At 41.3% G+C, this 12,223-nt stretch carries 6 protein-coding genes and 2 pseudogenes; 3 read left to right on the forward strand and 5 right to left on the reverse strand.

Going from position 1 to position 12,223, the window contains the following annotated elements; genetic code table 11:
• From KHB02_RS28120 to KHB02_RS29980, 3 genes and pseudogenes are all read right to left on the reverse strand, one after another.
• A pseudogene (locus tag KHB02_RS28120) lies at nt 1–892 on the reverse strand (DEAD/DEAH box helicase); the annotation flags it as partial.
• 445 nt (nt 893–1,337) lie between these two features.
• Nucleotides 1,338–2,465 (reverse strand): hypothetical protein, encoded by a 1,128-nt coding sequence (locus KHB02_RS28125; protein ID WP_241114157.1) that lies wholly within the window; start codon nt 2,463–2,465, stop codon nt 1,338–1,340.
• Nucleotides 2,466–2,681: 216 nt separating this feature from the next.
• A pseudogene (locus KHB02_RS29980) lies at nt 2,682–2,954 on the reverse strand (SWIM zinc finger family protein); the annotation flags it as partial.
• A 318-nt stretch (nt 2,955–3,272) separates the two neighbouring features.
• Between KHB02_RS29980 and KHB02_RS28135 the strand changes: the two are divergent.
• On the forward strand, nt 3,273–3,800 hold the full coding sequence (locus KHB02_RS28135; RefSeq protein WP_213148032.1) for a hypothetical protein: 528 nt from the start codon (nt 3,273–3,275) through the stop codon (nt 3,798–3,800).
• Between the two features lie 201 nt (nt 3,801–4,001).
• Here KHB02_RS28135 and KHB02_RS28140 read toward each other — a convergent pair whose 3' ends face one another.
• Together KHB02_RS28140 and KHB02_RS28145 are read right to left on the reverse strand one after the other, a co-directional pair.
• Nucleotides 4,002–6,008: a methyl-accepting chemotaxis protein gene (locus KHB02_RS28140; RefSeq protein WP_213148033.1), complete on the reverse strand. Its 2,007-nt coding sequence runs from the start codon at nt 6,006–6,008 to the stop codon at nt 4,002–4,004.
• Nucleotides 6,009–6,170: 162 nt separating this feature from the next.
• Nucleotides 6,171–7,943: a methyl-accepting chemotaxis protein gene (locus KHB02_RS28145; protein WP_213148034.1), complete on the reverse strand. Its 1,773-nt coding sequence runs from the start codon at nt 7,941–7,943 to the stop codon at nt 6,171–6,173.
• 245 nt (nt 7,944–8,188) lie between these two features.
• On the opposite strand from KHB02_RS28145, the gene KHB02_RS28150 reads away from it, so the two are divergent.
• Both KHB02_RS28150 and KHB02_RS28155 read left to right on the forward strand, forming a co-directional pair.
• The gene (locus KHB02_RS28150) at nt 8,189–8,785 is read left to right on the forward strand and encodes a hypothetical protein (protein WP_213148035.1); all 597 of its coding nucleotides are present in this window, start codon (nt 8,189–8,191) and stop codon (nt 8,783–8,785) included.
• Nucleotides 8,786–8,893: 108 nt separating this feature from the next.
• Nucleotides 8,894–12,223, forward strand: a 3,330-nt coding sequence (locus KHB02_RS28155; protein WP_241114156.1) for an Ig-like domain repeat protein, incomplete at its 3' end; no start/stop codon positions are given.

Below are 12,223 nucleotides of genomic sequence, written 5' to 3' on the forward strand. Positions count from 1 at the left end.
ACGGCCGCCATCTGGCTGGAATCCGCTTCACATCCTCGACATCGACAATCTCATCGATATTTTTCTTCCCGCGCAAAAATACATCCAGGCTCCAGTCGCCATCGCCGTCTTCAGGCTCATCCAGCCGCAAGCCAATCGTAAACGGCGCCTCGCTCTCCTTGATGCCGACCCATTCGAGCCAGCTTTCCTCATCAAAGTAACGCGCCAGCTCCAAGCCCGACAAATTCTGTTTCTTCAATAAATCAAGCTTCGGCCCAAACAGCTCCTTCGCCGCATTATTCCTAGTCAAAAAAGAATCCAGCGCACTGTTATACAAATCCGAAATATAGTTGAGAGCGGTGGGTGAGGCATGGGGACGGTTCTCATGCCTCACTTCATCTGCCTCTGATGATGCGCGAGAATCGTCCCCGTGCACCACTTCATCTGCCGGCGATGATGCAGAAGAACCGTCCCCATGCACCATTTGTTCCCAAAACTCGGGATGGAATTCATCCATCACGCGCTCGGGCAGCTTCCAGTGGAATTCGCCGTCCGGGCCCCATACGGAAAAGTCCGGGTGCCAGTCTTTTTCTACAATGCCCTCATACATAGAATTGGCGGCTGCCAAGCAAATTTCGGACTCTTCATTCCAGTCCCATTCGATAAAGCGGTTGAACGATTCCTTGGCAAAAAGGGACACAAGTTGCCAGCCGTTCACAACCACGCCTTCGACATCATCCACTGTCATCTCATCCAGGGCTGTCCCGAAAAAACTCTCCTCGTGGCTGCTGAAGACAAGATTCTTCCACTTGAAAGGACTCATGGACCTGCCGTGCTCATCTTGGGCCGTCAGCAGAAACCGATCATCACCTAATTTAGTTGTCAGCAATTTCAAAAACCTGGTTTTAAGCATGGAAAACGTGCTCCTTTATAGGAGGGCCGCTTAAAGTTAGACCCTCGAATACCTTTTTCTTTTTAAAAAAGGTAATTTAAAAATAAATGTATGTATGTAAATCTATAATTGCCCTCAAAAAGTCTTCTAAGATACATATTTTCAGCTGAAAAGTCACCCGACTACAATAAAATGACACTAAATTAATGAGCGTGCATTTTCTATCCTATCGGCGAATTTTAAGGCCCTATCGGCGATTTATGGCATTCTATCGGCGAATTTACGGATCCAATCGGCGAAATCAGCCATTCTATCGGCGAATCAAAAAAATGCGAGGTCTCCCAATCAAAAAAACCAACCTCATAAGTGTCATGCACCGCTCCCAACAAACCAATCCAGAGCCAAAAAACCTCAAACCGTCCACCTCACACGGACAAATGTCCACGAGCGGTGCCTGACACCATCCCTAAATCAACTTACTCCGCTGACATTCCTCATGAAAAGCCCGAAGCCTCTTCGTACGCTCCAGCAGCCCTTCGATAAAGTACTCCCAGTCATCAACGCGTTTCAGCTTCTTGTACAGTGTCCGCAGCTTCTTCAAGTGCCTTACCGCCGCCCGGTAACTCGAACGGTTTTTCTGGTCAATCTCCCGCTGCGCTGTCTGATGCAGCATCCCAAGCAGTACCTCGGGCCGCTCCTTCTCGACGACCTTAACCCGATCCTTCGGCAATTCATAATAATCGAGCCCGACAAACGCTTGAAGCTCGCCCCAGCGCTCATAATCGCCGCGCTCAAACAACAAATATTCATAATCTGCAAAGCTGTATGGCAGCGACACCAATAGTGCCCGCTCATACAATTCCACGCGGCCATTCTCCGAACAATACGGTGCAATCGACCGCATTACACTCCTCACAAAGGCCGAACAGCTTTGATACGAACCAATCCAATCCAAATACTCCTTCAGCTTTCCCAAAAACATCTCAATCACAGGCTCAGCTCGGCGCCACAGTTTCGCACCTGTAAAATAATCAATCCAGTACACCATATACGGTACAAACCGAACATCAGACACACCGCCAGCAAGCTTCAACGCCAGGTCATCATTCCCAAGCAGGAAATATAAATGAATCATGGCAGCCGAGAAAGGCAGGGGATTCTCCGATTCCCCAAGCGCCTTCAACCTGGAACCAATCCGGAGCGCTTCCTCCTGCCGCCACTCCTTCTTCCGGAACAGCTCAGTCCACAACTGGCGGTGCATATATACCCGTTCAATTTCATACCCCGCAACACACATCAGGACCTCAAACGACTCATCCCGCAGCCGCTCAATAAACTCATCGAACGCAAATGGCATCGTCTGTACGACCAACCGTTCCACCAAATCCGCCGTATCCTCGAGCAAATTTTCAAAACAATGCCCATAAGCCTTCCGTACGACATGTTCCTTAAAACCAAGCTCTTCGCTCAACACCAGCAGCTTCCGAAATGATACGATCGACGCGACCAGCTCATACAGCAGGCGCCATTCCTTCTCCACCGGCGCACTCGCACCGACCCGCTTCATATGAATCCCGAACAGCTCTGAGACCACATACGGGTTCGAATGCTTTTTGGAGGCAACCAACGCATCAAAACTCGACTCAAACGACTGCACCCAGCGGTCATAGTCCGGCTTCATAAGCCCGGCCGCCTTCACCAAATCCTTCGCAGCCTGCAGACCCCAGCTCGCCACCAACTTCGTTTCCCGCACCGGCTCACGCCACTCCGCTAGCCACTCCGAAACACTCGCTTCCTTTGAGTATGCCGCAAAAAACACGGCTAATTGATGCCGGCAAAGCTCCTCACCGGGGCACGAACAATCACTCATCCCCAAAAACTCCGGGTCCAGCCGCACCTTCGCCGGTGACACATCCTGCACAACCGCCGTATACTCCCCGTTCTCAAAGCGAAGCTGCGTGACCAAACCCTGCCGGTACAACATCATACCCTTCTGAACTAGCCGTGCATCATCCGCCGCATTCGCATTCAGCAAATCCTTCAACTCATCCGCAAGCCCCTGTAACACCTCGTTCACAGGCATCGCTCCCTTTACCCAAAAAATCCATATTCCTCTATTATACCCAAAAATCCGCAACACGAGGAGCAAATGCTCAAGCCTCTAGAAAAAACGGTATCATTTCACCAAAAAGGTGTCAGGCACCGCTAATGGACAATCCGAGCTCACAGCCCAAATTCCTCTGTCATGTCCGATGACTAACAAATTCTTTACACCTTAGGTACTACTTCCTAAGTAGTAGAAAGTTGTATGTCAAAATTCCCAAAATTTGTGAAATTAGCAGGAGATTTCCACTTCCACGCTGAAATTATATAAATATACTTCTTATGGGAGGAAGACCTAATGAGAACTACCCGCCAATATAGATCTCCTTATGCCGCGATGTTGTGGTCGGTAGTGCTGCCGGGGTTCGGCCAATTTTACAACCGCGATTATATAATGGGATTTACGTTGCTGATATTGGAATTCGTCATCAATGTGAAAGCAAAATTAAATCTTGCCCTAGTCTTCTCATTTGATGGGAACCTACCGGGGGCTAAGCCACCTATCGATTACAGCTGGGGATTGTTTTATCCGTCACTCTATGGCTTTGCGATTTGGCACGCCTACAATACGGCCAAGACGAATAATCAGATACTGGAAGGAAATGTGGAGAACAGGACATATCTGTCGGGCTTTTTTCTCGGAATCGTCCTGGGGATGGATTTCGGCTTGTTTTGGCATGACGGCCCCATATTGAAAAGTTTGCCGCTTTTCGACGCTCCAGTGTTCAACGGAATTTTCTTCGGCCTGGTGATGGGATTGATCGGCCAACTTTTAGAAAACAATGTTTATCGAAAAAACAAAAGGAAGAAGATGAGAGCAACTTAATATGGAAAATGACCAGAGCCAGGCTGCCCGCCTGGCTTTTTGTGTCTAAGGAATTTTTTACGAAAAAGAGGAGTAAAGGGATGGTAAAGGGATTGCCTTAGCAACCCCTTGTTCAAAATAATATTTCTTTACTGCTATTAAATAACAACCAGAATAGTTATACCTCAAAGGATAATATTTAATTCTCCAAAAAGCTTTACATTAAATCTTAAAGTGTTTGATCATTTCAGAAAGATTTGTACTGGCTTCACTTAGTTCTATTACAGATTGTGTTACATTGTTAATGGCATTTACTTGTTCTTCTGTCGATGCGCTAACCTGTTCAGAGGCTGCTGCTGATTGTTCAGCTACTGCCGAAATACTTTGAATAGAGGTTACCACATTATCCTTTAACGTATTTATGGAATCTACATCTTCTTTAATTGAATTAATTGAAATGACCATATCATGAATCATGTGTGATATTTGATTAAACGCAACTTCTGTCTCTCCAACTGCCTCTTTTTGAATGCTTGAAATGGTTATGGTTTGCTCCATTTTCTTAACTAAGGCCTGTGTTTCATGATTTATATTGGAGATTGTTTTTTTTACCTGTTGGGTAGCTCCAGAAGATTGGACAGCTAATTTTCTTACTTCTTCCGCTACTACTGCGAACCCTTTTCCACTTTCCCCGGCTCTAGCAGCTTCGATGCTTGCATTTAGTGCTAAAAGGTCTGTTTGGTTTGAAATTTCTGTTATGGAATGATTGATTTGTTCAATTTCCTTTATACGAGATACTAGCTGGCTTATAGCTTCGCCAACACTTTTAATGACTTCTTCACTCTCAAGGTTTTTTTGTCTTAAAGACTGCATTTGATCTAGCCCAGTTTGATTCGTTTCTTTTGCAAGCCTTGATAATTCCGTCATATGATCCGCATTGCCATTAACACGTTCAATTTGAGAAGATAATAGAATGGCACGTTTGTTAGTTTCCTCAGAATCTTGTGCCTGTTGTGCAGCACCTCTTGCTACTTCGCTAATTGCCCTTGAAACTTCCTCACTTGAAGCAATTGTTTCTTCTGAGATAGACGTTAATTGGGCAGCCGAATCATTTACACTCATTATTGATTTCTCTACGGATGTGATCAGTGTTCTTATGTTATTGACCATTTCATTAAAGTGGAAGGTTAGTTGGCCAATCTCATCCTTTGAATTGATTTTAACGCTGACAGTTAAGTCTCCATTTGCTACTTGTTGAACTTGTTTATTCAAAAGCATGATAGGTTTAGCGATGGTTCTAGCTAAGATGTAGGTAATGATAATCCCGATAATTACTGCTATAGATGAAATAAGTAATATCAAGTTGCTCAGTTTTTGAGCACTTTTAAATAATTCACCTGTCTTGTAATCCATCCCAATTTTCCAACCAGTCTGATCCAAAGTTTGGTAAAACGTCTCATGCTCTAAGCCTTTATTTGTATATAAAGTAGAACCAGCATCAGCATTTTTTAGCTTTGCATAGAATGATTTCTTGCTCAAATCTTTACCTTGTTCACTTGGATGTACTAATGCTATACCCTGAGTATCTATTAAGAAAGAATATCCTTTATAATCTACATGGGTGTTATTAATAATTTCGGTTAAACCAGCTAAATTTAAATCTAATCCAACAACGCCCAGTACTTCGTTTGTTTGTGGGTCCATGACTGTTTTAACGACAGTAACAACATACTGACCTGTACTTGCATCTATGTATGGTTCTGTCCAAACGGTTTGAGCTGGAGATTGGATTGCGGCGGAATACCAAGGCCTGCTGGTCGGATCAAAGTCGACTGGTAATTCAACAACTGGAGTCGTTTTAAACTGTTTTGTTTTTGCTCCAACAAAGATCACCGCAACATTTTTATTTTGATTCATAAAAGTTTGAAAGTCGTTATCTACAATTGGCCAATGTGTTGTTATACCTTGATTTTCGTTTTGCTCTATCTGTTTTAAATAATCAATAATACGATTATCTTCACTGTAGCGCTCAACGGTACTTCCATAGAATTTCAAATAAAGGTCTGTTTTACTTTTTAGATTATTGGCCAATTCTTTAGAACTAGAATTGACTTGTGAAGTAATTTCTTTTCTTATATCAAAATAAGTAAAAAGGGACACCCCAATAAGTGTTATTGATAATAGTAAACTAACTGAAAGAACTAACTTTGTTTGAATCTTTTTAAACACCCTATACAGCCTCCTAAAAAATATAATGATTATTATCGGCATGGATTACAGACTGTTTAGGTCGAAATAACTAGAATTGATGCTTTAACAAAGGGATGGACAAAAATTTAATCCCTAGTTAATCACTAGGGATTTGGCTTGTTGAGCTAAATTATATAGAACTTACAAACTAAATCTTCCAATTAAATTTGACATGCGATTTGCGCATGCAACCATTTCGTAAATTTCTTTCGTTATTCCTTCAATCTCAACATATTGTTGCTGAATAGAGGCAAATGATTCAGAAGTCCCGGCAGATACTTGTTGGGTGGCAGCTGTAATTTCCTGAACGGAATAAACGATTTGCTCTCCATTTTCCTTTAAATGCTGAAAATTTCCAGCTATATTCTGGATGGTAAAAACCATGCTCTCCACTTCGCTTTTAATCGTTTGAAAGCTATTACCTGCATGAAGAATTTTGTTTTTACCCGCTTCTACTTGGTAGGAACCATTCTTAAGAATATCTGAAATACTCTTGGATTCATCTTGAATACTAGTAACAATGGATGTTATTTCTGAAATAGAAGATTGCACTGCTACTGATAATTTACGGACTTCATCCGCTACAACGGCAAAACCTTTTCCTGCGTCTCCTGCTCTTGCTGCTTCTATTGCTGCATTCAATGCTAATAGATTTGTCTGGGATGCAATGGATTTTATCACCTCAATTAATTTATTAATGTCAGAGGTTCGTTTTTCAAGGTCAGATACTTTCGATACAGAAGAATGTACCATGTCATAAATATGCTCCATCTCTTCTATTGATTGATCCATAACATTGTTTCCTTTAGTTGTGAGCTGAAGAACATCTTTAGATAAGGTACTTAAATTATGACCGCTCTGATTGGCATCATCTAGTTCTTTGTAAAAAACTTCAAATTTGCTATATATGTCATTAGTAGAAGCGGCTTGCTGCTCTGTATTTAAAGAAAGAGATGACATCGTACTTGAAATGTAGTTGCATTTTTCTTTTACATCTATTGCATATTTTTCAACATTTTCACTTTTGTCAAGAACCTCATTTGATACTGTTTTTATTTCATGGACAATTTCTGATAAGTTATCCTTCATCTGATTAATGGAAAACGTCAGTTGACCAATTTCATCTTTACCTTGGTATGTAATATTTTCCGCTGTTAATTCCCCGTTTGCTACTTTTCTACTGACTGACACAACCTTTGCTAAATTATTTCGAATTGATTTTGTCAGAAAAAAGAGGACAATCCCGCTTAATGCGGTTGTAATCGATACGGTTGCTATAAGAAGAATAATCAAAAAATTTGTATGACTTTTTGCATCAGCAATTGCATGATCTCGTTCCTGATATATCATATTTCTAAGTTCATTTAAGCTTGTAAGATTTTCTTCTCTTAAGTCTGATATTTTCTTCCTTGCCTTTGTATAGATATCTACATCTAACCTGACAACCGCAGGGGATACTTCGTTTACGAATAACTTATCAATTTGATTATTTTGTTTATAAATGTTCTGAAGCAACTTTTTCATGTCTTCTTGGTCTATGCTCTTTTGAAACTGATTCATTTCTTCATTTAGCTTATTCCGTTCAAGCCTATATCCCTTTAAATCCTTTTCTTGTAAAAAGGTTATGTAATTGGCGATGTGGATATCTTTAGAGCGAATAATCGAGCCCATTTCAGTTATTTTTACAGCGCGATCTCCCTTTTCATTAATATTTTGAATATCAGTTATTACAGAAGTAATAACGACCCCAACCATGACGGTAGAGACAATAAAAAGAAAAATAGTAAATCCAAAGGTAAGAAAAAGTTTTTTACTAATAGAAACGTTATTCCATGTTACATTTGGCACTCTAATACCTTTTAGTCTCTCTACATTTAGCTGTTTTAGTACTTTGGCTATTTTTTGGGCCAACAATTTGAATACCCCCAAGAAGTTATATAATCTATATTTGTTTCTTAATTATAAATAGTTCACGAGATATCTTCCTATAAATATTGGAAAAATTTACAGTGCCTTTACGAAAAATTTACACTCAAAGTGATTCTCGACACCGATATAAAAGTAATAACTTCACAACAAGTATTTTTTTACTAAAATTAAAATGTATAATGGAATATGGATTTTAATGACAAAAAGAAATAATGTGGAGTGATAACGAAATGAAAAAAGGACTGCTAATTGGGATAGGTGTTTTTGGGCTGATTTTAATATCAATCTTTTCGATTAATAGCTATAGCGAAAAAGCTTCAAAGAAAACGGAAAATAATAGTGAAATAGAACCGGTCCAGGATGGAGGGCAAAAAAATGTGAAAGCATCCGGGAACACAATAACTTCCAATTCCAAGCAACCGGCAAACGTGAACTCGGAAACAACAAACAGTGCTCCGGACGAAGCCGCAAACCCTGCAGAAATAGAAAACTTGAAAAATAAATACAGGGCTCAATTCTATCAAATTAATAGTCTCGCAGACCAAAAACTCGAGGCATTAATCGAGGAAGCAAAAGAGGAATATAAGTACAAGTCCGAGCGCAAAGAGGATCTATCTACCATTAAGTTCAAATACAACGCTATTCAGGAAAAATATGAGCAGACGACAGAGATCCAATTTAATTCTGCTTATGGGGAATTGAAACGGGAAGCGTTAGACAAGAAACTCCTCACCTCAACCATTGAGGAATTCAACCAAATCTATCTTTTGAAAAAAAATGAACGCTATAAAAAGCTACAGACAGAACTAAATACAATGATTGGATAATAGGGATTTTTTCCTATTATTTTTATCCTGAAATATGGAACAAAATACTATTTTAGTTTATACTTCTATATTGTGGTAAAAGATTAATAGATTTGGAGGGAGATTTACTTGCGGAGGAAGATTAGTTTATCTTTATTGAGTCTCATGGTTTGCCTTCCGGGGGCAGGAATGGCAAGCGCAGGCTCACAGGCTGCTGGGAGCAATGTAGAAATAAATAACACGAGCTTACAGACAGCAGCAGTTACTGAATCGGTCTACCCAGATGACTTAGAAGGTCCGGTTCTAGGAACGGTGAACCTATCAGCCAGTGAAGTGAACGTCGGTGACAACTTAGTGGTGACAGCTGATGTGACGGATGAACAGTCCGGGGTGCAGTCGGTTTCCGGTTACATGGTAAGTCCTGGTAACAGCTGGCGTATATTGGATTTTAAATACGATGACCAAACAAAGAAATGGACTGCCACTTATCCAATTACAGAGACGATGGAGCCTGGGGTCTGGACCTTATCCGATATCGAGCTTTCCGACAAGGCAGGAAATTATGTAGGAAAAACAGTTAATCAGTCATTCACTGTTTTAAATGCTTCAGGAGATTATACAAGACCGGTATTGAACTCACTTGTACTTTCAACGAATGAAGTCAGCTTGGGAGAAACGATTGTATTTACAGCTGATGCTCAAGATGACCAATCTGGAGTCGAATCGGTTTCAGCCTTTTTCCATTCATCAAGCACTGATCTGAATGAACCAAGCGGTTCCGGATATGTAGATTTCACATATGATGAGGCGTCTGGCAAATGGGTGGGGAAATACACCATCACCAAAAAAGACAAACCGGGCCAATGGATGGTGGACCAGGTAATGATCAGGGATAAGGCTGGCAATTCTACTTATGCATCGTCTAACAAAACCTTTACAGTTAATAACCCTGACGCTGACTATACAGCTCCTGTATTGGAAACCGCGACCATGACTTCAGGAACGGTAACAGTTGGGGATGAAATTAAGATTAAAGTGAAAGCCCATGACGATAAGTCTGGTATAGCAAGAATCTATGCACTTTTATACGACCAAAACCACATGAATGGACGAAGTGTTGAACTTCATTATGATCAAAACAATTCAGAATGGGTTGGTTCTTATGTGGTCGGACCGCGGGACCAATCAGGTGAATGGGCAATTGACTCCCTTCAGCTAGAAGACAATGTCGGTAATGTTATGTGGGTGACTCCTCCAGGATTAACCGTAACAATCGATAATCCAAATGCGGATTTTATAGGGCCAGTCATTAGCAACATCACACTTAATAAAGCATCTGTAAATGTCGGTGAAAGAGTAACTGTAACTGCTGATGTGAAGGATGATAAATCAGGGGTAAAGAATGTTTATGCATTTTTGAATAACGAAACATTTGGAGCAACGAAGTACTTGGAATTCCGCTATGATGCAGCTACACAAAAATGGACAGGTTCGTTCGAGATAATGGATACCACACCAGCAGGAGAATGGACAGTTCAAATCCAGGCAGCGGACAAGGCTTATAACCATTCTAGTGTAACTTGGGACAAAACCTTCACTGTCGTAAACCCTGAAGGGGATTACACCGGTCCAGTGGTAAAAAGTCTGGAGGTTTCACCGAGCGTAATGAATGCTGGTGAAAAGGCAACCTTTACAGCTGAAGTCCAGGATGATCAATCAGGTGTCGGCTCAGTCTGGTTTTACTCTGAATACTTTGGAATGATTGATTTCAAACGGGACAGCACAACTGGAAAATGGGTTTCTAATGTAACCGTTCCTACCAATATCCCTGACGGTGCAGAATTATATTTTAATGTCGGCACATTTGACCTTAAGGGGAACTATGGGGAAGGGCCAATTGACCAACCGTTCATTGTTAACAACCCTAATGGTGACTATACCGCACCAGTTGTAGACCAATTTGATTTAAGCGCTGCTACTGTAGAAGCAGGAGACAGCTTCGAACTGAAAGCGAAAGTTAGTGATGACAAATCCGGAGTCAAAACAGTTAAAGCTTCATTTGGTTACTACGGCGAAATGAGTGGCGTAAATTTAACCTATGATGCGGCAACTGATGCTTGGACCGGTACGTATAATGTAAGCAAATACGAAAACCCTGGTGAATGGGCAATTTACCTGTGGGTGGAAGACCAAAATGGAAACATGGATAATGTCGCAATGGACCAAACGGTAACCATTACGAACGAAGCAGAAGATCGTAATGCCCCTATTATCGAAGGAATTGAAATTACTCCATCTACTGTGAATAACGGCGGTGAGGTAACTGTTTCATTCAGCGCTATTGATAATGAATCAGGGATTAGCTATGTCAAAGCACAAATATTGTCCGACCCTTACGGTTATAATGGGGAAACAACCATACCGCTCACCTATGATTCAGCAAAAAATAAGTGGGTAGGTAAGTATCAAGTAAAAGAAAATGATCCAGATGGGCAGATAGAAGTTTTCATTACTGCTTCTGATAAATTCTTTAATAATACTTACAAGTCCGGGTACTTCCATATCAACAATCCTGAGGGTGATACCGAAGCTCCTTATACAGAGTATGTTAAAGCATCAGCTTCAAGCGCCAATGTTGGAGATTCGGTTCATTTTGAAGCGAAAATTTCCGACGACAAATCTGGTGTGAAGTCAGCTACCATCCATGTAGGTGTATCTGAATCAGACATGGGTTACAGTATTCCGTTAACATATGATGCGGCTAAGGATGTCTGGAGTGTCGATTATCAAATTCCGGCTTATGCTATAGCAGGTTTAAACCAAATCTCTTTAGAGACAGTAGACAATGCTGGAAATCGTACGTATGACTACTCTTCAAATGATCTCAAACTATGGATCTTCAATGAACAACCGGACACAGAAGGGCCAATCATTGAAGGATTGAAGGTTACTCCAAGTCAAGCGGTTGTAGGAGATAAAGTAGAAGTTAAGGTTCAGGCAAGGGATGATTATTCAGGAGTCAGTGATGCAATGGCATATCTCTATTACGCAGACTGGCCAAAATCCAGCCATTATTATTATGATGAAGCGAAGGAGATTGTCCTAACATTCGATGCAGGCCAAAATGCCTGGATTGGAACATTCACTGTCAAACCTACTGATCTATTAGGGAACTGGCATGTAGATGTGATTGTCCGAGATAAGGCGGGTATTCCGACCTATGCAGACAATACAGGCAAATTCACAATTGTCAATAACGTGGTGAAATCACCTAAGTACGATGACGCCCAATGGTACTATAGCCAAAACAACTACTACAATGCCGTTTACTTAGCAGGTGCAGCACTTGCTGAAGGGGATGCACGTCTAGAAGTGCAGGAGTTCATGAATACAGCAGCGAAAGCATTATTGGATGCAGCAGCAACGATGAGCAGTGTGGACGCGGAAAATGCCTACCAG

It is taken from the genome of Neobacillus citreus (genome assembly GCF_018343545.2).
Lineage (GTDB): Bacteria > Bacillota > Bacilli > Bacillales > Cytobacillaceae > Neobacillus > Neobacillus citreus.

Coding starts and splice junctions, on each gene's coding strand:
- KHB02_RS28150 (WP_213148035.1), top strand. CDS start 8,189: ATGAAAAAAGGACTGCTAATTGGGATAGGTGTTTTTGGGCTGATTTTA.
- KHB02_RS28135 (WP_213148032.1), top strand. CDS start 3,273: ATGAGAACTACCCGCCAATATAGATCTCCTTATGCCGCGATGTTGTGG.